The organism is Rhizobium sp. BIGb0125 (assembly GCF_024810055.1).
In the GTDB taxonomy this organism is placed as follows: Bacteria; Pseudomonadota; Alphaproteobacteria; order Rhizobiales; family Rhizobiaceae; genus Agrobacterium.
Map to the genome: position 1 here is coordinate 286,742 of NZ_JANUDV010000005.1, position 24,296 is coordinate 311,037.

Annotated in this window: 20 protein-coding genes; 15 read left to right on the top strand and 5 right to left on the bottom strand. The window is 55.9% G+C overall.

Annotation, left to right across the window (positions count from 1 at the left end):
- Positions 1–232 precede the first annotated feature (232 nt).
- From M2418_RS15760 to pdeM, 9 genes are all read left to right on the top strand, one after another.
- Positions 233–763, top strand: a complete 531-nt coding sequence (locus M2418_RS15760; RefSeq protein WP_259147747.1) for a hypothetical protein — start codon at positions 233–235, stop codon at positions 761–763.
- A 115-nt stretch (positions 764–878) separates the two neighbouring features.
- Positions 879–3,794, top strand: a complete 2,916-nt coding sequence (locus M2418_RS15765; RefSeq protein ID WP_259147748.1) for a monovalent cation/H+ antiporter subunit A — start codon at positions 879–881, stop codon at positions 3,792–3,794.
- Positions 3,795–4,133, top strand: coding sequence for a Na+/H+ antiporter subunit C (locus M2418_RS15770; protein ID WP_192486815.1), 339 nt, complete (start codon positions 3,795–3,797; stop codon positions 4,131–4,133).
- Positions 4,130–5,779: a monovalent cation/H+ antiporter subunit D gene (locus M2418_RS15775; RefSeq protein WP_259147750.1), complete on the top strand. Its 1,650-nt coding sequence runs from the start codon at positions 4,130–4,132 to the stop codon at positions 5,777–5,779. The genes M2418_RS15770 and M2418_RS15775 overlap by 4 nt, the downstream gene beginning before the upstream one ends.
- Positions 5,776–6,264: a Na+/H+ antiporter subunit E gene (locus M2418_RS15780; protein WP_250983428.1), complete on the top strand. Its 489-nt coding sequence runs from the start codon at positions 5,776–5,778 to the stop codon at positions 6,262–6,264. Before M2418_RS15775 ends, M2418_RS15780 begins: the two co-directional genes overlap by 4 nt.
- Complete coding sequence (locus M2418_RS15785; protein ID WP_192486812.1) at positions 6,261–6,542, top strand: K+/H+ antiporter subunit F; 282 nt, start codon at positions 6,261–6,263, stop codon at positions 6,540–6,542. The genes M2418_RS15780 and M2418_RS15785 overlap by 4 nt, the downstream gene beginning before the upstream one ends.
- Entirely contained in the window at positions 6,539–6,898 is a 360-nt protein-coding gene (gene mnhG / locus M2418_RS15790) for a monovalent cation/H(+) antiporter subunit G (protein WP_192486811.1), read from the top strand. The genes M2418_RS15785 and mnhG overlap by 4 nt, the downstream gene beginning before the upstream one ends.
- A 112-nt stretch (positions 6,899–7,010) precedes the next feature.
- A complete protein-coding gene (locus M2418_RS15795; RefSeq protein WP_259147751.1) occupies positions 7,011–9,521 on the top strand; it encodes a ligase-associated DNA damage response DEXH box helicase in 2,511 nt (836 codons plus the stop codon).
- A gap of 9 nt (positions 9,522–9,530) precedes the next feature.
- On the top strand, positions 9,531–10,256 hold the full coding sequence (gene pdeM / locus M2418_RS15800; protein ID WP_259147752.1) for a ligase-associated DNA damage response endonuclease PdeM: 726 nt from the start codon (positions 9,531–9,533) through the stop codon (positions 10,254–10,256).
- An 8-nt stretch (positions 10,257–10,264) separates the two neighbouring features.
- Here pdeM and M2418_RS15805 read toward each other — a convergent pair whose 3' ends face one another.
- From M2418_RS15805 to M2418_RS15820, 4 genes are all read right to left on the bottom strand, one after another.
- Complete coding sequence (locus M2418_RS15805) at positions 10,265–10,705, bottom strand: universal stress protein (RefSeq protein WP_259147754.1); 441 nt, start codon at positions 10,703–10,705, stop codon at positions 10,265–10,267.
- A gap of 177 nt (positions 10,706–10,882) precedes the next feature.
- Complete coding sequence (locus tag M2418_RS15810) at positions 10,883–11,677, bottom strand: TIGR02186 family protein (RefSeq protein WP_259148029.1); 795 nt, start codon at positions 11,675–11,677, stop codon at positions 10,883–10,885.
- Positions 11,678–11,709: 32 nt separating this feature from the next.
- Positions 11,710–12,636: a sulfite exporter TauE/SafE family protein gene (locus tag M2418_RS15815; protein WP_192486807.1), complete on the bottom strand. Its 927-nt coding sequence runs from the start codon at positions 12,634–12,636 to the stop codon at positions 11,710–11,712.
- Between the two features lie 197 nt (positions 12,637–12,833).
- Positions 12,834–16,706, bottom strand: a complete 3,873-nt coding sequence (locus M2418_RS15820) for a peptidoglycan-binding protein (protein WP_259147756.1) — start codon at positions 16,704–16,706, stop codon at positions 12,834–12,836.
- Between the two features lie 370 nt (positions 16,707–17,076).
- Between M2418_RS15820 and M2418_RS15825 the strand changes: the two genes are divergently transcribed.
- The 4 genes from M2418_RS15825 to M2418_RS15840 all read left to right on the top strand — a co-directional run bounded on the left by M2418_RS15825 (position 17,077) and on the right by M2418_RS15840 (position 22,718).
- Positions 17,077–18,873, top strand: a complete 1,797-nt coding sequence (locus M2418_RS15825; protein ID WP_250983424.1) for an acyl-CoA dehydrogenase C-terminal domain-containing protein — start codon at positions 17,077–17,079, stop codon at positions 18,871–18,873.
- A 68-nt stretch (positions 18,874–18,941) separates the two neighbouring features.
- The gene (locus tag M2418_RS15830; protein ID WP_259147759.1) at positions 18,942–20,150 is read left to right on the top strand and encodes an acetyl-CoA C-acetyltransferase; all 1,209 of its coding nucleotides are present in this window, start codon (positions 18,942–18,944) and stop codon (positions 20,148–20,150) included.
- A 16-nt stretch (positions 20,151–20,166) separates the two neighbouring features.
- Complete coding sequence (locus M2418_RS15835; protein WP_259147760.1) at positions 20,167–22,380, top strand: FAD-dependent oxidoreductase; 2,214 nt, start codon at positions 20,167–20,169, stop codon at positions 22,378–22,380.
- A 131-nt stretch (positions 22,381–22,511) separates the two neighbouring features.
- Entirely contained in the window at positions 22,512–22,718 is a 207-nt protein-coding gene (locus tag M2418_RS15840; protein ID WP_259147761.1) for a hypothetical protein, read from the top strand.
- An 11-nt stretch (positions 22,719–22,729) separates the two neighbouring features.
- On the opposite strand, the gene M2418_RS15845 is transcribed toward M2418_RS15840, so the two are convergent.
- Positions 22,730–23,056, bottom strand: coding sequence for a BA14K family protein (locus M2418_RS15845; protein WP_250983420.1), 327 nt, complete (start codon positions 23,054–23,056; stop codon positions 22,730–22,732).
- Positions 23,057–23,435: 379 nt separating this feature from the next.
- Between M2418_RS15845 and M2418_RS15850 the strand changes: the two genes are divergently transcribed.
- Both M2418_RS15850 and M2418_RS15855 read left to right on the top strand, forming a co-directional pair.
- Complete coding sequence (locus tag M2418_RS15850) at positions 23,436–23,681, top strand: hypothetical protein (RefSeq protein ID WP_259147762.1); 246 nt, start codon at positions 23,436–23,438, stop codon at positions 23,679–23,681.
- Complete coding sequence (locus M2418_RS15855; protein ID WP_250983418.1) at positions 23,678–24,238, top strand: DJ-1/PfpI/YhbO family deglycase/protease; 561 nt, start codon at positions 23,678–23,680, stop codon at positions 24,236–24,238. Before M2418_RS15850 ends, M2418_RS15855 begins: the two co-directional genes overlap by 4 nt.
- The last annotated feature ends 58 nt before the right edge of the window (positions 24,239–24,296 follow it).

The window sequence follows — 24,296 nt, forward strand, 5'->3', positions numbered from 1 at the left end:
CCCAAGCCGACACTCAAAACTGCTATAAATTTGAAACGAGAATACCGGATCAGTCCCGGTACGGCAGAGCGGCTTCATGCCTAGGAGGAGTTGGAAAACTCCCTTTTCGCCGTGAATACAGGTAATCTTTATGGTTAATTCCTTGCTCGAAGGTTAAGAAACAATAACCGCCGCGTCAAACGGTAAAATTTGTTTCGACTTTGACCTATTGGCCTCATAACCACATTCAAAATTGCGATTTTTTCTGAAAAGACAGCGCATTTCTTGTCCCTATGTGCTGGACAAGGCGTCCGCCCTTACCCTAAAACAAAATCAACGGGATATTACGAGCGGCGCGGATCGAACGAATAAAGGAGATGTAACCTTGCCATGGATGGGGAAAAGCCAAACAGCCCTGCGCCATCCTTACGGGTTCATCGTTCTTGCAACCACCTGCCTGTTCGTTCTTATCAGCGCTCACGTCGGGCTTAGCCAAGGCTCCCCGATAAAGCCGTATCGTCTTGAGCGGCTGCAGCCACAAGAACTGGTTCGCAAGTCATTTACCGATGACGGAACGTCGACCTGCGCAGCACTCAACCGGTTTGATACACCGTGTGATTTGCGAAAAAGCAACTCCGACATAGAGGGTTTACAAACGGCTGTCATAGACAGCCTTGTCAAAGCCGGTAAAAAAAAACCGAAGGGTCGTTACGCGCAGGGCATTCCTGAATCACCTTATTCAGTTGTCAGGGTTCCGCGCGGTCCCCCTTCCGGAGCCTCATAACCGTAAGGCATACTTTTCTACTGGTTCGCATTCAGCGAGGTTGCGGTTTGAAGAGAGCCCTCGGTTCAGAGACACCATTTGCCCCTGAAACCCGCTTGATGAATGACCGCCGCCTATGAATCCTGAATACCTTCTGCCACTGCTGATTTCCTTGCCCTTCATCGGCAGCATCGTCACCGGGATGATGCTGCGAACGAGTGCGGCAGCAGGTCCAGCATCGGTGGCAGGCGCAGTCGCCCTTTGTGGACTGCTGATCAGCCTGTTCCTGTACCCGACCGTCGCCGGTGGTGCCGTTCTGCGTTACGACGCCGAATGGCTGCCGCAACTTGGCCTGAACTTCACGCTGCGACTTGATGGCTTTGCGTGGATGTTCTGCGTGCTTATCACCGGCATCGGCCTGCTGGTTGTGCTCTATGCACGTTATTATATGTCGACCGAAGATCCGATCCCGCGTTTCTTCGCCTTTCTACTGCTGTTCATGGGTGCAATGCTCGGTGTCGTCGTTTCAGGCAACGTCATCCTGTTGTCGATCTTCTGGGAACTGACCAGTATCTTCTCCTTCCTGCTAATCGGTTACTGGCACCACAATGCAGCCGCTCGCGATGGTGCGCGTATGGCGCTGACCGTCACGGGCATCGGTGGTTTCTGCCTGCTGGCCGGTCTGCTTGTTCTTGGCCATATTGTCGGAAGTTACGATCTCGACGTTATCCTGAAATCCGCCTCCGTTGTGCAGTCGCATTCGCTTTATGTGCCGGCACTGGTGCTGATCCTGATTGGTGCGCTGACCAAGAGTGCGCAGTTCCCGTTCCACTTCTGGCTGCCGAACGCCATGGCTGCGCCGACACCTGTGTCGGCCTACCTGCACTCGGCAACCATGGTGAAGGCCGGCGTGTTCCTTCTCGTGCGATTGTGGCCGGTTCTGTCCGGCACACCGGAATGGTTCTGGCTGGTTGGTTTTGCGGGTATCTCCACCCTGCTGCTGGGCGCCTATTTCGCGATGTTCCAGCAGGACCTCAAAGGTCTGCTCGCCTATTCGACAATCAGCCATCTAGGCCTGATCACAACCCTGCTCAGTCTTGGAAGTCCGCTTGCCGCCGTAGCTGCGATCTTCCACATGATGAACCACGCGACCTTCAAGGCGTCGCTGTTCATGGCCGCAGGTATCATCGACCATGAAACCGGCACTCGCGACATGCGCAAGCTGAGCGGCCTTTATACCTATCTGCCGGCGACGGCCACTCTGGCTATGGCGGCAAGTGCCGCCATGGCTGGTGTTCCGCTGCTGAATGGCTTTATTTCCAAGGAAATGTTCTTTGCCGAGGCGGTGGAAACCCACGCGGATTCCATTCTCGACAAGGCCCTGCCCTATGTCGCGACAATTGCTGGCGCCTTCAGCGTCACCTATTCTTTGCGCTTCATTCACACGGTGTTCTTTGGACCTGCGCCAACCGGCCTGCCAAACCCGAAGCCACATGAGCCACCGCGCTGGATGCGTTTCCCGATCGAGTTTCTGGTGTTTGCCTGCCTTGTGGTTGGGATCGTTCCTGGTCTTTCTATCGGCCCTTACCTGCATTCTGCAGTTCTGTCGGTGCTTGGTCCGGAAACCCCTTATTACAGCCTTTCGATCTGGCACGGTTTCAATCTGCCGCTCATTATGAGCTTGATTGCACTGGCCAGTGGTGTGCTGCTTTACGTGCTGCTGAACGGTTATCTTGCCAAATGTGATGATGGTCCGCCGGTCTTCCGTCACCTGCGCGGCCAGCGTATTTTCGAGCGTATTATCGTTACCGTTTCCTGGAAATGGGCACGCTGGCTGGAAAGCACTCTCGGCACACGCCGCCTTCAGCCGCAATTGCGCCTGCTGGTGCTGTTTGCACTGGTGGCTGGTATCTCGCCGCTGATAATGTCTGATTTCGCACTGACCTTGCCACGCGTCACCTCTTTTGATCCGGTATTTGTCATCTTGTGGCTGATCGGAATGGTCGCCGCACTTGGTGCTGCCTGGCAGGCGAAATATCACCGTCTCGCTGCGCTCATCATGCTTGGTGTGACCGGCCTGGTGACATGCCTTACCTTCGTATGGCTGTCGGCGCCGGATCTGGCGATCACCCAGCTTCTCGTTGAAATTGTCACCACGGTCCTCATCCTGCTTGGTATGCGCTGGCTGCCAAAGCGCGAGGAAAAGGTGGACAACAGCACAGAATTGCCGGCCCAGCTTCGCCGCGCCCGCGACTTTCTGGTGGCCGTTTCGTGCGGAATTGCAATGTCTGTTGTTGCCTACGCCGTGATGACGCTGCCTGTGCCAAATACAATTGCCAATTATTTCCTTGAGCGTGCCTATTCGGAAGGCGGCGGCCGTAATGTCGTCAACGTTATCCTCGTTGATTTCCGCGGCTTTGATACGATGGGTGAAATTGCGGTTCTTGCCATTGTGGCGCTAACCGTGTTTGCGCTGCTGCGTCGTTTCCGTCCAGCCAGCGAGAGTATCGGTAAAACCGAACAGCAGAAGATACAAAACGCCTTCGATGCCGCCCGGCCGGAACGTTCGGCTGGCGATACCGCGCGGGACTACTTGCTTGTTCCATCAGTTATCATGCAGTGGATGTTCCCGGTAATCATTACCTTCGCTGTCTACCTGTTCATGCGCGGGCATGATCTTCCAGGTGGCGGTTTCTCGGCAGGCATCACCATGGCGATTGCCTTCCTGCTGCAATATCTGGCCGGTGGCACACGCTGGGCAGAAGACCGCATCCGTATTCTGCCACTGCGTTGGATGGGTTTTGGTCTGATCGTTGCTGCCATGACCGGCATGGGATCATGGTATCTCGGATATCCGTTCCTGACATCTTACTCGCAATATCTGGAGCTGCCTTATATCGGCAAGATCCCGCTTGCCACCGCATTGATGTTCGATCTGGGCGTGTTCTCTCTCGTCGTTGGCGCTACGGTGCTGATGCTCATCGCGATTGCCCACCAGTCGCTGCGTAACTACCGCGTCAAATCTGCGGACACGAAAGCGGAGGGCGCGTAAATGGAACTCATTCTCTCAATCGGCATCGGCGTCATCACAGGCTCTGGCATCTGGCTCATCCTGCGTCCGCGTACCTATCAGGTCATTATTGGCCTGTCGTTGTTGTCCTATGCGGTGAACCTGTTCATCTTCGGTGTCGGAGGCATCAAAAGCAATGCGCCGCCGGTACTGGTGGATGGGGTTGATATCTCAACCCTGACCGATCCCGTACCACAGGCACTGGTTCTGACAGCTATCGTCATCGGTTTTGCGACCACGGCGCTTTTCCTCGTCGTTCTGCTTGCCGCAAGAGGCCTGACCGGCACAGACCACGTTGACGGAAGGGAGCAGTCGAAATGAACTCCTTCCCTTCGCATATCGTCATCGCACCTATTATGCTGCCGCTTTTAACCGGTGCTCTGCTGCTGTTCTTTGATGAGCGTCAGCGTTTTGCCAAAGCGATGATCAGTCTGGTGTCCTGCTGTGTCTTGCTTTTGATCACCATCACATTGTTCCAGCAGGTCAATTCGACCGTCAACACGGAAGTGGCGGCTGTCGTTTCAACCGGCGTTTACCTGCTCGGTAACTGGCCGGCACCTTTCGGCATTGTGCTGGTGGCTGACAGACTTTCCGCCATGATGTTACTCTTGACATCGCTTCTGGCCATTCCGGCACTGATTTATTCGCTGGCGAAGTGGCACAAGTCAGGTGCACATTTTCACTCACTATTCCACCTGATGCTGATGGGTATTAATGGTGCATTCCTGACAGGTGACCTGTTCAATCTCTTCGTGTTCTTCGAGGTGATGCTGGCAGCGTCCTATGGCCTGTTGCTGCACGGCTCCGGCCAGCTTCGCGTCAAGGCCGGTCTACATTACATCGCCATCAACCTTGTCAGCGCGCTTTGCTTCCTGATCGGCGTCAGCATGATCTACGGCGTGACCGGCACGCTGAACATGGGCGATCTGGCTCAGCGTATTCCGTCCCTGCAGCCCGACCAGCGCATGTTGCTTGAAACGGGTGCCGCCGTTCTTGGCGTGGCGTTTCTGGTCAAGGCCGGTATGTGGCCTCTGAACTTCTGGCTGCCCTCAACCTACAGCGCGGCATCGGCACCGGTCGGCGGTATCTTTGCCATCATGAGCAAAGTCGGCATCTACGTGATCGCTCGCCTGTCCTTCCTGCTGTTTGGCTCAACAGCCGGAGAATCAGCAGGTTTCGGTCATGATGCGCTGTTGTATGGCGGTATAGCCACAATTGTGTTTGGCGCCATTGGTGTGCTTGCCTCGCAGGCACTTGGCAGGCTTGCCGGTTTTTCGGTTCTTGTCTCGTCCGGCACGCTGCTGGCAGCCATGGGCACGGGCAATGCGACGGTCGCCGCAGGAGCCTTGTTCTATCTGGTCAGCTCGACGCTGACGATCAGCGCATTCTTCATGCTAATTGAATTGGTGGAACGCGGACAGGATGCCGGCGCGAACGTTCTTGCCGTGACCATGGAAGCCTATGGTGACGCGGAGGATGAAGAGGAAGACGCCGAAATGGGGGTGACGATGCCTGGAACCATGGCGGTTCTCGGCACGTGCTTTGCCGCCTGCGGTATTCTTCTGGCGGGTCTGCCGCCGCTCTCCGGATTCATCGCCAAGTTCTCGATCCTTTCCGCCATTCTCAACCCTTCGGGGCTTGGCGCGAATGACACCATCCCGGCACTGTCGTGGTGGATCGTGTTCCTGATCGTGTTTTCCGGTTTTGCGGCCCTGATCTCGATGACCCGTGCAGGCATCAGAACCTTCTGGGCCTCGATTGAAGGCACCGTTCCACGCGTGCTGGTGATCGAAATTGCACCTGTGATGGCATTGCTCGGCCTGACACTGCTGATGACCATTCAGGCCGGTCCTGTTATGCGCTACATGGAAGAAACGGCCCGCATTCTCGACCTGCCGGAATCCTACATTCAGGGTGTTATTTCCGCACCACGGGCGACCAGCCCAGCCGAGGAGGCACGCCCATGATTGCGCGTATCTTTCCTTATCCGCTGCTGACGGTTTCGCTTGTGATCTTCTGGCTGGTGCTGAACACGTTTTCGCTTGGCCACCTTATTCTGGGAAGCATCGTCGCCATGATCGCCTCCATGGCGATGGCGGCGTTGCGGCCGGTCAAACCGACGTTTCGTCGCTGGTATCTACTGCCCAAGCTCATCCTGATCGTGCTTTTCGATATTGTCCGCTCGAACATATCAGTTGCGCAGATCATCCTGTTCAAGAAGGAAAAAAATCGTCGTTCCGGCTTCTTGAACATTCAACTTGAGCTGAAACATCCGATGGGACTTGCGACGCTCGCAATCATTTTGACCAGCACACCGGGCAGTGCCTGGCTGGAATACAACTCCAGTCAGGGAACGTTGCTCTTGCACGTGCTCGACAATGTCGACGAGACGGCATGGACCGCCCTTATCAAAAACCGTTATGAAAAACTGCTGATGGAGATATTCGAATGAGTTCAATCATTCTGTTCTGGTCAATCAGCCTTGCGCAACTGTTTCTGGCCATCGCAATGGGAATATCGGTTTCGCGTATTGCACGCGGGCCCCGCGCACAGGACCGCGTGCTTGGCCTCGACACGTTATATGTCTGCGCAATGCTACTGCTGCTGACCTTTGCAATTCGCACCGGCAACGTCCTTTATTTCGAAGCTGCACTGGTGATCGCCATCCTTGGTTTTGTGTCGACTGTTGCCCTTTCGAAGTTCCTGATGCGTGGTGAGGTGATCGAATGAGCGAATATGGTGAGTTTCCGCTGTGGGCAGCCATCGCCGTTGCCTTTTTCATCCTGCTGGGCTCCAGCCTTGCGCTGATCGGCACTATCGGCTTTGCCCAACTCAACAGCTTTTATGAGCGGCTACATGCGCCGACCCTTGGCACAAGCTGGGGAACGGGTGGCATTGTCATGGCATCAATCATCTATTTTTCGGTGTCTGAAGGACGATTTGCCTTTCACGAGATTTTCATCGGTATCTTCATGACGGTGACCACACCTGTCTCGCTGATGTTGCTTGGCCGTGCAGCGCTTTACCGTGACCGCACCGAGCAGAATACCGAAGTGCGCAACAGTCTGGATGACGAACAACCGTAATTTCCAGACTGCGCCAAGATTACCGTTGTTTTACGTGGCCCTGCAGCCCACATATTGAGCATGTTCCGCACATTGGCTGCGGGTTGCGGCAATACCTGCAAGGCGCGAGTGATTGAACAGCAAGGCACAAACCACGACACTTCCGGATGTTTTCAGAGGCTGGTTTAAGGATAAAGGCTGGCAACCACGCCCTCATCAGCTTGAATTGATGGCGCGGGCGCGCGGTGGCGAGAATATGCTGCTGATCGCTCCGACCGGCGCCGGTAAAACGCTTGGCGGTTTTCTCGCCTCTCTCACCGACCTTACGCAGCAACAGCAGTCTCGCAAGCTGCCAGGCGAAGCTTTTCGGGGTGTGCACACTCTCTACATATCGCCGCTCAAGGCGCTGGCCGTCGATATCGAACGCAACCTGATGAAGCCGGTTTCGGAAATGGGGCTTCCCATTACGGTTGAAACTCGCACCGGCGACACCCCGCAGGGCAAACGGCAGCGACAAAAACTGAACCCGCCCGATATCCTGCTGACCACCCCTGAACAGGTCGCGCTTCTGTTGGCCAACCGCGAAGCGGAAAGGTTCTTCAAAGACCTGAAATTTGTCGTGCTGGATGAGTTGCATTCACTCGTTACATCCAAGCGCGGGCATCTTTTGTCGCTTGGTCTAGCGCGGCTACGCAAACACGCGCCGGGCATGCGTACAATCGGTCTGTCAGCGACGGTTGCCGAACCGATGGAGCTGCGGCAATGGCTGGCACCCCAGCATTGCGATACCGGTCCTGCCGGTGTCATAACCGTGTCCGGTGGCGCGAAACCGGATATCGCAATATTACATGCGCAGGAGCGCATTCCCTGGTCCGGCCACTCGGCACAATATGCAATGCCGGAACTCTATGAGATCCTGAAACAGCATCAGACAACGCTGATCTTCGTCAACACACGCTCACAGGCCGAACGGATTTTCCAGGAACTCTGGAGCATCAATGACGACAATCTACCGATTGCCCTGCATCACGGCTCGCTGGATGCCGGACAACGCCGCAGGGTGGAAGCGGCAATGTCAGAAAACCGGTTGCGTGCCGTTGTCGCCACCTCGACATTGGACCTTGGCATTGACTGGGGTGATGTTGATCTGGTCGTCCATGTCGGTGCTCCGAAAGGAGCAAGCCGTCTGGCGCAGCGCATCGGCCGATCCAATCACCGCATGGACGAGCCGAGCAAGGCAATCCTGGTTCCGGCCAATCGTTTCGAGGTGATGGAGTGTCAGGCGGCACTCGATGCGAATTACATTGGTGCGCAGGACACGCCACCGGTCAGTGCCGGTACGCTGGACGTGCTGGCGCAGCACATTATGGGCATGGCCTGTGCCGAACCTTTTGATGCCGACATGCTGTTTGAGGAAGTGACCAGTGCCTATCCCTACGCGCCACTGGCACGCGGTACATATGATCGGGTTCTCGACTTTGTCGCGACCGGTGGCTACGCACTACGCACCTACGAGCGATACGCCCGCATTCGCAAGACGAAGGATGGCTTGTGGCGGGTCTCCAATCCGCAGGTCGCGCAGCAATACCGCATGAACCTCGGGACCATCATCGAAGCGGCAGAACTGAATGTGCGGATGGTCAAACGTAATGACCGTGGCACGCTTGGCCGCGGCGGAATGTCACTGGGCAAGGTCGAGGAGTATTTTCTGGAACAGCTCGTTCAGGGCGATACATTCGTGTTCTCCGGCAAGGTGCTACGTTTCGAGGGTATCCGTGAAAATGAATGTCTTGCCTCGCAGGCCTCTTCCATGGACCCGAAAATTCCGTCCTATGCCGGGGGAAAATTCCCGCTATCGACCTATCTTGCCGATCAGGTCCGTTCCATGCTGGCAGACCCTGCCCGCTGGTCGCAACTGCCCGATCAGGTGCGCGACTGGCTGGAAATCCAAAAAGAAAGATCGCTCATTCCGGCGCGCAATGAGCTACTTGTTGAAACCTTCGAACATCGCAAACGCTTTTACCTCATCTGTTATCCGTTTGAAGGCAGGCTGGCGCACCAGACGCTTGGCATGTTGCTTACCCGTCGACTGGAACGTGCCGGTGCCAAACCACTTGGTTTCGTGGCGACAGATTATTCGCTTGCCATATGGGGCATGGAGGACATGGGCCGGATGCTGGCCAACGATCGTCTCTCCCTCAATGAGCTTCTTGACGAGGATATGCTGGGCGACGATCTAGAAGCGTGGCTCAACGAATCCTTTTTGCTGAAGCGGACATTTCGCAACTGTGCCGTGATTTCAGGGTTGATCGAAAGGCGACATCCAGGCAAGGAAAAGACCGGACGACAAGTCACTGTATCAACCGATCTGATCTATGACGTGCTACGCAGCCATGAGCCCGACCACATTCTGATGGAGGCAACACGCATTGATGCAGCCTCCGGACTTTTGGATATCGGCAGACTTGGAGATATGCTGAAGCGAATCAGAAGCCATATAACCCACCGGGCGCTTGAGCGGGTTTCGCCGCTGGCCGTGCCGGTGATGCTGGAAATAGGACGCGAGCACGTGGCTGGCGAAGCCCATGAAACGGTGCTTGAGGAAGCGGCAGAAGACCTTATTCGTGAAGCCATGAAGGAATAACGCAACAGCATGAACCGTATTGCCAGCTACCGCGATGTGACTGCACAGACACCAAGCCAGTGCGCCGAAATTTGTGTGCATGATGTTGCTGTGCTGTGCGATCCGCTTGGCGGATTGGTTATCCCCCAACATGGCATGCTTGTTGTCTCGGACCTGCATCTGGAAAAAGGCGCTGCCTTTGCGCGTCGTGGTCAGCTGCACCCACCTTACGACACACTAGCGACACTGCGACTGTTGCAAATCCTCATCGACCGTTACGCTCCCAAGACGGTGGTCACCCTTGGCGATAATTTCCACGACCGGAAAGGCTCTGCCCTGCTGCCCCCGCTGTTTCGCCAATCCATCAAAGATATGGCGAAAGGTCGTGACTGGCTGTGGGTCAATGGTAACCATGACCCTGACGGCGCGGTTGGATTGCCTGGGAACTCGGTCGATGAACTACATTGTTCCGGCCTTGTCTTCAGACATGAACCGAAACCAGGCCAAGCAAATGGCGAAATCGCCGGGCATCTGCATCCGGCAGCCGTGGTCAGGCGACGTGAAAAGTCGGTACGCCGCGCCTGTTTTGCCACCGATGGCACACGTCTTGTGATGCCGGCCTTTGGCGTAACCACCGGCGGGCTGGACCTCCGGCATGCCGCCATGAACGGCCTGTTTAACAGGACGCATCTCGTGGCCCATTTGCTCGGCCGCGACAGGATTTATTCCGTACGTTTCGACAACCTGATCGGCTGACCTCCAAATTACTGGCGGTAGACCAGAACTGGAATGTTCGAATTGCTCAACACCTTCGAGGTGACGCTGCCCAGAACCATGGCACGGACGCCCTTGCGACCATGAGAGGCCATGGCAATCAGATCGCAGCCAATCTGGTTTGCAGCCTCGATAATAGCTTCATGCGCCTTGGTGGCGCGGGCAAACAACGCGTCACACTCCAGGCCCAGTGTTTTTGCCCTCGCCTGCGTGTCTTTCAATACCTGCTCGGCCTCATCACAAATATGCGTCTCTTCCTCTTCGGTGATGATGGCAATGTTTTCTGCATCGGCCGCGACGATGTGGAACGGTTCGGCAACCGTGATGACCGTGACCTTGGCTCCGGCATCCTTTGCCAGCGCAAAACCGCTGTCGATAGCAATCTGCGCCAAGGGTGATCCGTCGGTTGGAATGAGAATGTGCTTGAACATGGCATTTCCCCTTTCGCAGCAGAGGACCCATCAGGTTGCCGACCCGCCGCAACGCTTGAAAAACAGCGCTACCAGAACGGAACTGTCCCTGTGCGCTGATAAGGACATCATGCACCTGAACGGCAATTTGCAGATTGATCCGTATCAAGCACTCAAGCTGATATTACCGGGAGGATATCAGTCCTTGCGGAACAGGATGCTGGCGCTCCAGCCGGTAATGACGGCGATCAGAACACACAACATGCCATAGGCAAGTGGTGTTTGATGGGCAGCATCGGTAATGGCCTGTTCGATACCAGTTTTGACGACACGCAGGCGCAGTTCTCGTTGCGCAATGAAGTCACCGCTCTTGAACAGATAGGCACGGGCGGTGTGTACGCCATTCGGTACGTTCGCTGGCAGGCGCAGCGTTGCCCAAAACAGGCCGGTACGCTCCAAACGCACGCCGGTTTCATCATTGCGATAAATACCATCTGACAGTTTGAGGCGACGATAGGCCTGACGGAACTCTCCGATATTGTCAGGCTCGCCCGCGTAGCCGGCCGTTACCAGAGGCAGGTGATTTACACCAAGACCGATATCGTTGAGCACTTCGGGGCTGGCAATGGAATTGACATCGCGTGTGCTGGCAAGCGCATAGGATTCCGGCAGCGGCTCAAAGCTGATAGAGCTGGTGTTGACCCAGATGCCAAAGACACGTTCTTTCTTGCGCACCGTCGCCAGGTCCAGCGGGCCTGCCAGTGTGACGATGACATCATATTGGCCGATGGCCAGCAGCAGTTGGTCGGGATTGTTGAGCGCACCGAACATCGTAAAATCGGCACCACGGAAATCCGAGGTGATGGCGATTTCCGTCGTCGAAGCACCAATCTCGATGGTCTCACGTACCGTCTGTGGTTGGCCGTAAGGTGATGTCGTCAAGGCCGGGATCTGTGGCGGTGTTTGTGCCCATGCGGAGCCACTCAGTACCATAGTGGCAAACAGCGCGCGAAGAAGTTTGCGGATCAAAAGCCCACCCCTCCCACAGCAACCGAGAAGAGGTCCTCTGGCCGGACGACCAGCGCGATGGCAAGACGTACACCAACAGCCAGAACAAGAAGGGCAAGAAGGGCGCGCAGCTGTTCGCCGCGCAGCTTCTGACCAACGCGTACGCCATATTGGGCGCCGACTACACCGGCAATCATCAGGATGAAGGCCAGAACGATATCGACGGAATAGTTGGTCGCAGCCTGCACGATCGTCGTATAGGCCGTCACGAAAATGATCTGGAACAGCGAGGTTCCGACAACGACGTTGGTCGGGATACGCAGCAGGTAGATCATGGCAGGAACCATGATGAAACCGCCGCCGACACCCATGACCGAGGTCAGGACGCCGATAAAGAAACCAAGGCCAATCAGCGGAATGATGCTGAGATAGATCTTGGATTTCTTGAACCGCATTTTAAACGGCAGGCGGTGTACCCAGTTATGATGCCCCGGTCTTTTCAACGTGACTTGCTCATTTCGGGCAGCGCGGCGAAGCGCCACAATGCTCTCCATCAGCATCAAACCGCCGACGGTTCCGAGAAAAATCACGTAAAGCAGCGAAATGATCAGATCGAGCTGGCCGGCCCGGCGCAGCAACGAGAACAACCAGATACCGGCCGTTGCCCCACCAATACCGCCAATAAGCAGGATACTTCCCAGCTTCACGTCCAGCGTACCGCGCCGGAAATGCGATATCGAGCCGGAAATCGAGGATGCGACAACTTGATTAGCACCGGTCGCAACCGCAACAACGGGGGGAATATTGTAGAAAATCAGCAGTGGAGTGATCAGGAACCCGCCACCTACACCAAACATGCCGGACAGAAATCCAACAGCGGCGCCCATGCCTAGAATGATGAAAATATTCACCGACAGTTCCGCAATCGGCAGATAAACAGTCACGCTCGGACCTCAAGCAGGGTGGTTCAAGGCTGGAAGGCAAAGCGGTCGTTTGGAGTGTTTGCCTGATCTTAGCATTCCGGCAGTCAAGGAACGCGGCTTTACCGCATATCCTGAACTGTCATGCCTGCCGGGGGCAGGCAAGTCAATTCATCTACCGGAATTGCGTTGATAATTTGGAAACTTTGCTGCCGGAGCGATTACGCGTTGCGCTCCAGCAGGGCCTTAACCAGGTTATCGGAAATGCGGCCGTCAGGTTCCTGTCCAATGGACTGCTGGAATGCCTTGATGGCGGCAACCGTCTTTTTGCCCATCTGCCCGTCGGCAGTTCCCGCATCAAAACCGTTCTTGTTCAGAATGGCCTGAATGTTGCGGATTGCCTTGGTCATGTCGACCGTGGAGGTTTTTACACCTTCCATGCCAGCCCACTCATCCGGCATGTTGACGGCATTGGTGTCTTCGTTAAGTGGTGTCGGCTTCCAGGCGGCAACCTTGGCGCGGGCGCTTTCAAGCTGTGCAGGCTGCATGGCCTTTGCAACTTCATCGCGCTTCTGGGCTGCGTCATTGTCTCCGCCATTGGCGGCGATAGCAAACCACTTGTAGGATTCTTCAATGTTCTGACTGACACCGCTGCCACGTGCATAGAGAATGGCAAGGTTGAACTGGCTGTCGTGAACACCAAGTTCAGACGCCTTCTGGAACCAGTTTGCCGCCTGCACGTAATTTGGCTGGCCAATCGCATCAGAGGCCAGAAGCACCGCCAGATTATGCATGGCACCGGCATTGCCCTGCTCTGCAGCCTTGGCGTAGTAGGCGCTGGCTTCATTCAGGTCGCGCGAAACGCCGTTTCCTTTTTCCAGCATGTTGCCAAGGCGGTACTGAGCGGGCGCGAGACCGCGGTCTGCAGCAAGTTTGTACCATTTCGCAGCTTCGCCGGCATTCTCAGCAACGCCACGTCCTTCGGTGTAACGTGCGCCAACTTCGAACAGTGCAGCTGCATTGCCGGAAGCAGCGGCCTCAGACAGAGAAGCCGGCTGAATTTCAGACGGAATGGCAATCTTGTCAGCGACAACGGCATCGACCGGTGCCCGCAATGTTTCCTGCGGCGGCTGGGCTGTCGTTTCAGCTTCAGGCAGCGGTGCACCACCGATGGTTCTTTCATCTATGGCATTCGGCTGCTGATTGGCGGTCATTGCCGCGTCCTGTTCAACGGCCTTGTCGGTTTCCAACAGCAGGTCGGACGGAATGGTCACCGGCTCATGTGCAACTTCCGGAGCAGCAGGAGGTGTGATCGCAGAGTTTTCACCCGGGGCCTGTGTTGGGGCCTGGGTTGGAGCCTGCTCGATAACCTGCGATGCAGGCTCACCTTCGATAGCCGACTTGACCAGCGGCAGAGCCATCATCACCAGCAGGATCGCACCGATACCCATCAGGATGGGGCGGCGGTAACGTGCAAATGCGGAAGCTTTGCCTTCCTGACCTGCGACATCCTTGTTGGCAGCACCAGATGCCTTTTCAGGCATGGTTTCCTGTGCAGCGGCCTGCGCGGCGCGGCGGGCAGCAGCGATGAAGTCTGCCTTGCTAACTTCAGGACCGGCAGGTTTAGCCGTGTCGCGCTGTGCATTCTGGCTGGCACGGACACGTTCAAGGATTTTCTTGACGTCCGGTACGCCAGAGCCTGGCTCAAGCAGCTCGTTTTCCTGACCGGCAGGCAGAACGTCGATCGGATCCAGCGATGGGGCAGGATTGATCTGGGTGCGCTGCTGTGGCTCGGATGCTGTTGTGCGCGATGCCTCGGACTTGAAACGGCTTGTCAGGCTTGCCAGCAGACCACGCTTTTCCTTGACCGGAGCGGCTGGCTTGTCAGCGATCGCGACATCGGCAGACGGACGCGCTTCCGGAATGATCAGGGCTTCTGCCGCGGTTTCCAGTTGCTGGGCCGCCTCTTCCGACAGCTGGCGCTCAATGGCTGCGCTGTTGAACAGCGGCTTTGCAGGTGCAGCCTCTTCTTCACCGGCATAGGCAAAAAGGCTGCCGGATGCCATTTCGGCAACGGGTTCGCGTGCCGGGCGGTTTTCGACCGGTTCCTGCTGCCAGGATTGCTGGGCTGCTGCGAAATTTGTTTCCGAGAAAGAGCGGTTGTCGAAGCTGTCGAGACGACCGGCAATCTGCACGAGGGTTTCATGCAGCGCTTCGAATGTGCGATGAGTACGCTCTTCCGACGAACGGCTGAGGTTTTCCAGATTGCGCAGATCGCTGGCCAGGTCGTTCAGCATCGTCATGTCGGTCTGCTGGACATTGCCCGACAAACCCTTGCGGGAATAGGCATCCACCACGGCTTCTGCCGCCTGACGTGCCGCCTCGATGATATACTCATCGTTGGAAGCCATATAATCTTCGATTGCAGCCATGCGGGCATCAAGTTCCGCAGGCATTACAAACGGCTCAGGCTGCACCGGCTGGCTGATCAGCGAGGACAGGTTGGCAATCTGGTCTTCCAGATTTTGCAATGCGTTGTAATCGGTCGGTGATGACGACGAGGTTTCGTCAAGGCGGGCGGCGATATCGACCAGCCGTTCTTCCAACCGCAGGAAAGCACCATCATCAAAGGCGGCAACCGGCTGTTGCTGCTGTTGTGCCTGACGGTAGTCGAGGTCCTCGATACGGCGTGCCAGATCGTCGAGACGCGAGGCCAGGGCATCATTAAACGTGCCATGATCCAGCGCTTCGATCTTACGCGAAATGTCGGTCAGAAAACCTGTCAGCTCCGGCTGGGCAACCGGTTTTTGAGCACGTTCCATCATCAGCGAAAGCTGATCGAGCCGCTCATCCAGATGGACGGCATTGCGCTCGGTTGCCAGTTCTTCGATCCGAAGGGTCAGTGCTTCCATGCGACCGGCAAGTTCGTCTGCCGGATTGCTGCGAGCGGAGGCATTGCTCAGCTCATCAATCTGCACAGCCAAACCGTTCAGGCGGCCTTCAAGACGCTGGAACAGCGATGTATCCAGAGCCGGCGCGGCATTGCGCGAGCTGGTTGCGGCAATCGCACGGCTGATTTCATCAAGGCGCTGGTCAAGATTGGAGAATTGTTCCGTAATTGCGCCACCGGAAGGCTGCATATGCTTGCCAAGATGTTCCACAGCTTCTGCGATGGTGATCAGCTTTTCTTCCAAAATGCGAACCGCAGGGCTATCGCTCATCGCACCAAGGTGGCCCTTGATGTCATCCAGCCGGTAGGCCAGCGAAACGATCTCTTCTTGCAGTGCAGATGTGTCGAACTTGCTGAGGTTCTCCTCAACGTTCTCCCAGTGATCTTCAATACGGCTGACGGTGTCCTGCCGCGCAAGCTGATCCATCAGGGCGCGCAGATCATCGAACTCCTCGCGCAAGCCATAAGCATTCGGCGAAGCACTGCCACCGAGTTGATCGATGCTGGCAGCCAAACGGTCGATGTCGGAGCGGATATCACCGACAAACTGATTGTCTTCAGCGATTGATTTGATGCTGCGGATTTCCGAGCGCAGGCCCTGCACTTCGCGAGCAATGCCTTCTGAAAGATCCTGCTTCAGTTCCTGGCGCAGGCTGACAAGCGCCTGCGCGATATCACGCATGGCGGTATCGTTGGGCTGGGAAACGACTGGCGGCTGAGGCGGCCGTGGCTCGTAAGACTGATAGGCGCGCTGAGGAGCGTCTGCGGGCGGTGTAGCAGTCGAGCGCGCCAAAGGTGGGCGCGGCGCGGGCACAAATGGGGCGCGCTCCGGCTGGCGGGGCGCTGGGCGTTCTTGCCGCTCGAGACGTTCCTGGCGATCTTCCTGCCGTGGCGGTCTCGTCGCTGCATTGAGGGCACGCTGGCGCTGGCGAATCTCGTTGATTGGATCAAAACGCTCCGGCCGAGCAGCAAGCGGCGGCTGAACGTGGCGTTCTACCGGCTCTAGCCTGCGCTGAGGCTGTGGTTCCTGCGGAGGCTGACCCATGAGGCCCTCGATGCGAGCTTCCAGCCCCTCAATGGTCCGGCTCAAGGCATCAAGGGACGATCTGCCATCGCTATACCGATTTGGTCTCGATCCGTTCATGTTCCTGCTCACTTCGCGATGGTTGGCATTGGTCCGCCATAGCGTCGATCTGCATTGTCATCGAGAATGGGCCACCCCAATCCCGACTCGTTGCGATGCACGTTTGAGGTAAACGAGCAGACAACGCGAACAGACACCACGTTTCGAACAATTTACGAAACGTGGTAAAGAAGTGGTTAACCGACGTCGGTATTTTTTAACTTTTCCTTTAATTCCCTTAAAAAATTATGGATTCTCGCTTTTCCAACGCCAATAACCGCTCCTTGCTCCCGATAAATTTACCCACCTGAGCATTTTGACGTTTACGCAAACGTCAAAATTTGCAACTATGCTCTCATACGTGCTTGAACGATGCGGAGGAACATCGGTAATGCCTGTTTACAAGGCCCCTGTTAAAGATACGCTTTTCATTCTCAACGATGTGCTCGGTTTGGAGCGCTACAATAATCTTCCCGGTTTTGAAGACGCCACTCCCGATATGATCGAGGCGATTGCCGGTGAAGCGGCCAAACTGGCGGAAGAACAGCTTTTCCCGCTTAACCTGCCCGGCGACAGCCAAGGCTGCAAACGCGCAGACGATGGATCCGTTTCTGTACCGGACGGTTTCAAACAGGCTTACGATGCCTATTGCGCTGGCGGGTGGATCGGTCTTGCCGTTCCCCAGGAATTTGGCGGGCAAGGCCTGCCTTACACCATGCATGCCGCCATCGGTGAATATATGTCGTCTGCCAACCTGTCGCTGATGATGTATCCCGGTCTGACGCAGGGTGCGATTGCCGCAATCCTCGTGCATGGCACCGACGAGCAGAAGCAGACCTACCTGCCCAAAATGGTGGAAGGCACGTGGTCCGGCACCATGAACTTGACCGAGCCCCATTGCGGCACTGACCTCGGTCTGCTGCGCACCAAGGCGGTTCCGCAGGGCGATGGCACTTACAAGATTTCCGGCCAGAAGATTTTCATCTCGGCTGGTGAACACTCCATGACCGACAACATCGTGCATCTGGTGATCGCCCGCATCGAAGGCGCGCCTGAAGGCACCAAGGGTATTTCCCTGTTCATCGTGCCGAAATTCCTGGTGAATGACGACGGAACACAGGGTGCCCGCAACGGTGTGGTCTGCGGAGCCATCGAGCACAAGATGGGCATTCACGGCAACTCGACCTGCGTCATGAACTATGACGATGCGACCGGTTATCTGCTTGGCGCAGAGAACAAGGGCCTCTCGGCCATGTTCGTGATGATGAACGAAGCCCGCCTCGGCGTTGGCCTGCAGGGTCTTTCGGTCGGCGAAATTGCCTATCAGAACGCCGTCGAATATGCCCGCGAACGTATTCAGGGTCGTTCATTGTCTGGCGCGAAGGCCCCGGACAAAAAAGCTGATCCGATTATCGTGCATCCGGATGTGCGCCGCACGCTGATGACGATCAAGGCCTATAACGAGGCTGGTCGCGCGTTCCTTCTATGGACCGCGTTGCAGTCGGATATCGCCCATCGCTCTACGGACGAAAAAGAGCGCCAGGCGGCGGACGACCTGCTTGGACTGGTAACGCCAATCCTCAAGGGTGTGCTGACCGACAAGGGCTTTGACCATGCGGTGATGGCACAGCAGGTGTTTGGCGGCCACGGCTACATCGAAGAACACGGCATGAGCCAGTATGTGCGTGATGCGCGCATCACCATGATCTATGAAGGTGCCAATGGCATTCAGGCGCTGGATCTGGTCGGCCGCAAGCTGGGCCTGAATGGCGGACGTGCTGTCATGGCGCTCTTTAAGGAAATTGGCGATTTCTGCGAGGACAACCGCGCGGATGAGGCGCTGGTTACCTACACCAAGGGTCTGAAAAAGGGCTTGAACGATCTGCAGGCGGCAACCATGTGGTTCATGCAGAACGCCATGGCAAAACCTGACAATGCCGGCGCCGGTTCGACCGACTATATGCACCTCTTCGGCCTTGTAGTCCTGGGTTATATGCATGCCCGCATGGCCAAGGCAGCGCAGAGCGCTTTGTCATCCGGCAGTGCATCGGACGTGGACTATCTCAAGACGAAACTCGTGACGGCAAAGTTCTTCATGGAGCGTATTATGCCCGAAACCGTTCTGCGCAAGACCCGCATCGAGACGGGTGCCGACACGATGATGGAACTGGCTGCCGAGGCATTCTGAGGGGCAAACGCCCCTCTTTGCCCCTCCAAGATTTCGAAGACGCTCCATGCGTCACAGGGAGATAGAGAATGACCGAGGTTTATATTTACGATCATGTCCGCACGCCGCGCGGACGCGGCAAGAAGGACGGCAGTTTGCATGAAGTGCCATCCGTTCGTCTTGCTGCCAAGACATTGGAAGCAATCCGCGATCGTAACGGACTGGATACGTCAACCGTTGACGACATCATCATGGGTTGCGTCGATCCTGTCATGGATGCCGGTGCGGTGATCCCGAAGGCCGCCGCTTTCGAGGCGGGTTATTCGACCAAAGCACCGGGCATGCAGATCTCGCGCTTTTGCGCCTCGGGTCTGGACGCCGTCAATTTTGCCGCCGGCAAGGTTGCCGCTGGCTCTGACGATATCGTTATTGCAGGCGGCGTAGAAAGCATGTCGCGCGTTGGCATGGGCATGTCTGGCGGAGCCTGGTACATGGATCCATCAGTCAATTTCCCTGCATTCTTCATGCCGCAGGGTGTTTCCGCTGACCTGATTGCCACGAAATACGGCTTTTCCCGCGATGACGTGGATGCTTATGCCGTGGAAAGCCAGAAGCGTGCTGCCCATGCCTGGGAGAACGGCTACTTCAAGAATTCGGTTGTTCCGGTCAAAGACCAGAATGGCATCACCATTCTTGACCGTGACGAACATATGCGTCCGGGTACCGACATGCAGGCACTTGCCTCGCTCAACGCATCGTTCCAGATGCCGGGCGAAATGGGTGGGTTTGAAGCTGTTGGCATCATGGCGCATCCGGAAGTCGAGCGTATCAACTACGTTCACCACGCAGGTAACTCCTCTGGTATCGTTGACGGCGCGGCCGCTATTCTGGTCGGTTCGAAGGCCGGTGGCGAAAGCATGGGTCTGAAGCCCCGGGCGCGCATCAGACATTTTGCCAATATTGGGTCCGATCCGGCACTGATGCTGACCGGTCCCGTGGACGTGACGGAAAAGCTTCTGAAGAAGACGGGCATGTCGATTGCCGACATCGACCTCTTCGAACTCAACGAAGCCTTTGCTGCCGTGGTTCTGCGCTACATGCAGGCCTTCGACATCAGCCACGATAAGATGAACGTCAATGGCGGCGCCATTGCCATGGGTCATCCGCTCGGTGCCACGGGCGCCATGATCCTCGGCACGGTTCTCGACGAACTGGAACGCCGCGATCTCAACACCGCGCTGGTAACGCTCTGCATCGGTGCCGGCATGGGTACGGCAACGGTCATTGAGCGCGTTTGATTTCGGGAGGAAACCGATGAGCTATACAAATTTTACCGTCGAAACTGACGCTGACGGCATTGCCCTCGTAACATGGGACATGCCTGAAAAATCCATGAATGTCTTTACCGCAGAGGTACTGCAGGAACTCGACGCCATCGTCGATGCAACCGTGGCCGATGCTGCCGTCAAGGGCGTGGTCTTCACGTCGGGCAAAAGCACCTTTTCCGGCGGCGCCGACCTTTCGATGATCAAATCGATGTTCTCGTTTTACCATGAGGAAAAACAGAAGAACCCCGATGAAGCCGCACAAAAGCTGTTCGATCTCGTCGGCAAGATGAACTGGATGTATAGGAAAGTGGAAACCAACGGCAAACCATGGGTATCTGCTATCAATGGTACGTGCATGGGCGGCGCACTGGAGCTTTCCCTCGCCTGCCATGGCAGGGTTGCCTCCAACGCCAAAAGTGTCAAGCTGGCACTACCTGAGGTCAAGGTTGGCATTTTCCCCGGTGCAGGCGGTACACAGCGCGTTCCACGCCTGACCGATGCACAATCGGCATTGCAGATGATGACAACAGGGCAGTCGTTGACTGCCCAACGCGCCAAGGCCATGAACCTCGTTCATCAGGTCGTCGAGCCGGATCAACTGATTTCTGCCGCCAAACAAATGATCAAGGACGGTCTGAAACCGGTCGCCCCGTGGGACGAAAAGGGTTTCAAGGCGCCCGGCGGCGGCATCTGGACACCAGCGGCAGCCCAGCTGTGGCCTGCGGCACCGGCTATTCTGCGCCGTGAAAGTGCTGGCAACTACCCGGCGGCACTTGCCATTCTCAAATGCGTTTATGAAGGCCTGCAATTGCCGTTTGATACCGCATTGAAGGTCGAGCAGCGTTATTTCACCGAAATCCTTCGCTCGAAGGAAGCCTTCGCGATGATCCGCTCGCTGTTCATCTCGATGCAGGAACTGGGCAAAGGCGCACGCCGCCCGGTCGGCCAGCCGAAGAGTGATCTGAAACATGTCGGCGTGGTTGGCGCCGGTTTCATGGGCGCATCCATTGCTTATGTCACCGCCGTTTCCGGCCTTGATGTCACCCTGATCGACCGGGACGACGAAGCCGCAGCCAAGGGCAAAGCGACCTGCGAAGGTCTGGTCAAGGACAGCGTCGGCAAGGGCCGCATGACGCAGGATGAAGGCGCTGCCATTCTCGCCCGCATCACGCCAAGCGCTGATTACACAACGCTCAAAACCGCGAACCTTGTTATTGAAGCGGTATTCGAAGACCGCGATGTCAAGAAAGCGGTCATAGAGCAGGTGGAAGCCGTGCTGCCGGAAGGCGCTATTTTTGCCTCCAATACCTCAACCTTGCCAATCAGCGGACTGGCGAAGAATTCCAAACGTCCAACCGATTTTATCGGCATCCACTTCTTCTCACCGGTTGAGAAGATGATGCTGACCGAAGTCATTCTGGGCGAGGAAACCGGTGACAAGGCTCTGGCTGTGGCACTGGATTACGTGGCGAAAATCAAGAAGACCCCGATCGTCGTCAACGACACGCGTGGTTTCTTCGTCAATCGTTGCGTATTGCGTTACATGGCCGAAAGCTATGAGATGCTGATCGAGGGTGTTCCGGCGGCAATGATCGAAAATGCTGCGAAATTTGCGGGCATGCCGGTTGGCCCATTGGCGTTGAACGACGAAGTTGCCATTGATCTTTCCTATAAGATTCTCAAGGCAACGGTTGCAGATCTCGGGGACAAAGCTGTCGATCCACGCCAGATGGCACTGGTGAAAAAGCTGGTGGAAGACGAAGAGCGTTTTGGCCGCAAGAACGCCAAGGGCTTTTATGACTATCCACCGAAGCCTGCAAAGAAGTCTCTGTGGCCGGGCCTTAAAAACCTCTACCCGCAAAAGAAGCCAGACGATGTGGAAATGGATGTTCTCAAGTCCCGCTTCCTGGTGACCATTGCACTGGAAGCTGCACGAACGGTGGAAGAAGGCATTGTGACCGATCCACGCGAGGCTGATGTCGGCTCTATTCTCGGCTTTGGTTTTGCGCCGTATACGGGTGGCGCGCTGTCCTACATTGACGGCATGGGTGTGAAGACCTTCGTGGAACTGGCTGACAAGCTTAGACAGACTTACGGCTCACGCTTCACACCAACACCTTTGTTGCTGGACATGGCCGCCAAGGGCGAAACCTTTTATGGGCGGTTTGACCCTTATGCAGTACAAAAAGCTGCCGCGTAATTGAAAGGCGCCGTGCAGACCATGCACGGCGCCTTCCTCTTCCCATAAAGATAAAATTTACCTTAAATTTTACTTATTTGAACTTTTGCTTATGCAGCACGTTAGCGCCCCAGACAGAAAGGGCGGCAACCATGATCTGCAACATTGCAAAACTTGAAAAAGAACGCGAAGACCTGATCGAGGTGATAACCGGGCTGGAACGCTGGAGGCGCTTTTCCATCGATGACAGAAATGCCATCGCTCTCCACATCACGTCCCACATGATGCGCCTGAGCGCGCTTGATGACGAAATCAATGAGGCAAGGACACAGTCAGGCCGTTATGCGCTTAAGGCCTGATTTGGCGCCAATCAATGGGGTGACTGACATTCCAGACGCTTGCCTGATTTGTCCTGATAGGTGTTATCCACCGGATGGTAAGACATGTAGCGTTTGGCGCACCATTGCACATGCTGCACTTCCTCCGCTGATAGCAGGAAGTTATCCTGGCCAGAATTCGAAGCGCCTTCCCCGGCAAAGGCTGCCAAAGGATAATGGCGTTTGGCTGTATTGCCGTCAGCTGCCTGATTCTGCTCTGCAGGAGCGATGATACTGAAAGCATGGGCAGGCATCGTAACAACGCCCAGAAGGCCAAGGCTCAAAGCAAACACAGAAGCGAATTTTTCCACTCTAAACATGGGAATTTCCCTCTCTTCGTTGCAAAACAAACGAAGGCTGAGGCTTTTTTGTTCCCGGATGGTTGGGCCACCAAGTCACGACGTGAACAATACTTGGTGAACGCAAGACAACAGGCATCCAATTTTTCAAGCTGATGAAGTTGATATTTCCGCCGTGATCACTGGCTGCGACCACAACCCTATTTTCAGGGGAACAATGCCCGGTCTGTCACGTTCACTTAACAGAAGCGCGCCGTGTCAAACGAACGTGACGGCGCTGAAGAACATCAGGATTTTTTCGTTTTCTCCTGATGGCCAACGAAAAGGCAGACGAGCTTCTTACCCGTCCGGCGCGCTTCGCCCGAAGACATTTTCCATCCTGTTACGTGAGGACACGCATATGGAAAAGACTGAGACACGCACTCTTGCCGAACAGTACCTAAACCTCGGCGGCACTCGACAAGTGATGATCGACGACAACAAGACATTCATTCGCCAGTACGAGGAAGAGCCAAGCAAAGCTGCTGAATTCTGGCATGAGCATATTGAAAGTCTGGATCAGGCAACTCGCGAAGATGTCGAATTTTTTCTGCCGTCAATCAACGCTGACGGAAACACCGATACAACCGAAAGGACGAAAACATGACTGAAATTACTAACGCTAACATCGTAATTTTGGCGACTGACGGCTACGAACGTTCGGAATTGCGCGTCCCTTACGAGGAATTGCAGCGTCGTGGCGCGAATGTAAAAATCGCTTCCATCAAATCAGGAAAGATTAAAAGCTGGGACAAGGCAGATTGGGGAGATACTGTCGATGTCGATCTTCAGGCCGAGAACGTGCATCTAACGGATTTTGATGCTCTGGTGCTTCCGGGCGGTCAGATCAACCCGGACAAGCTGCGCGCAGATGCAAATGCCATGCGTGTGGTTCGTGAATTCACTGAATCCGGCAAGGTGGTCGCGGCGATCTGCCATGCTCCATGGCTGCTGATTGAAGCCGACGCCATTAACGGACGGAAGGTGACGTCCTACGGTTCCATCAAGACGGATGTTCAGAATGCCGGTGGCATCTGGATGGATGAGAAGGTGGTTGTCGATCAGGGCATCATTACGTCACGCTCACCTGATGATCTTGAGGCATTTGTCGACAAGATCGTTGAAGAAATTGAGGAAGGGCGCCACCCGCGCCGCGCCGCTTGAGGCAGCAACCATAACGGGCCGCCAGTTATGCTGGCGGTCTTTTTTTTGAGCCATGAAG

Coding starts and splice junctions, on each gene's coding strand:
- M2418_RS15765 (WP_259147748.1), top strand. CDS start 879: ATGAATCCTGAATACCTTCTGCCACTGCTGATTTCCTTGCCCTTCATC.
- M2418_RS15770 (WP_192486815.1), top strand. CDS start 3,795: ATGGAACTCATTCTCTCAATCGGCATCGGCGTCATCACAGGCTCTGGC.
- M2418_RS15775 (WP_259147750.1), top strand. CDS start 4,130: ATGAACTCCTTCCCTTCGCATATCGTCATCGCACCTATTATGCTGCCG.
- M2418_RS15780 (WP_250983428.1), top strand. CDS start 5,776: ATGATTGCGCGTATCTTTCCTTATCCGCTGCTGACGGTTTCGCTTGTG.
- M2418_RS15785 (WP_192486812.1), top strand. CDS start 6,261: ATGAGTTCAATCATTCTGTTCTGGTCAATCAGCCTTGCGCAACTGTTT.
- mnhG (WP_192486811.1), top strand. CDS start 6,539: ATGAGCGAATATGGTGAGTTTCCGCTGTGGGCAGCCATCGCCGTTGCC.
- pdeM (WP_259147752.1), top strand. CDS start 9,531: ATGAACCGTATTGCCAGCTACCGCGATGTGACTGCACAGACACCAAGC.
- M2418_RS15805 (WP_259147754.1), bottom strand. CDS start 10,705: ATGTTCAAGCACATTCTCATTCCAACCGACGGATCACCCTTGGCGCAG.
- M2418_RS15810 (WP_259148029.1), bottom strand. CDS start 11,677: ATGGTACTGAGTGGCTCCGCATGGGCACAAACACCGCCACAGATCCCG.
- M2418_RS15820 (WP_259147756.1), bottom strand. CDS start 16,706: ATGAACGGATCGAGACCAAATCGGTATAGCGATGGCAGATCGTCCCTT.
- M2418_RS15825 (WP_250983424.1), top strand. CDS start 17,077: ATGCCTGTTTACAAGGCCCCTGTTAAAGATACGCTTTTCATTCTCAAC.
- M2418_RS15830 (WP_259147759.1), top strand. CDS start 18,942: ATGACCGAGGTTTATATTTACGATCATGTCCGCACGCCGCGCGGACGC.
- M2418_RS15835 (WP_259147760.1), top strand. CDS start 20,167: ATGAGCTATACAAATTTTACCGTCGAAACTGACGCTGACGGCATTGCC.
- M2418_RS15840 (WP_259147761.1), top strand. CDS start 22,512: ATGATCTGCAACATTGCAAAACTTGAAAAAGAACGCGAAGACCTGATC.
- M2418_RS15845 (WP_250983420.1), bottom strand. CDS start 23,056: ATGTTTAGAGTGGAAAAATTCGCTTCTGTGTTTGCTTTGAGCCTTGGC.
- M2418_RS15850 (WP_259147762.1), top strand. CDS start 23,436: ATGGAAAAGACTGAGACACGCACTCTTGCCGAACAGTACCTAAACCTC.
- M2418_RS15855 (WP_250983418.1), top strand. CDS start 23,678: ATGACTGAAATTACTAACGCTAACATCGTAATTTTGGCGACTGACGGC.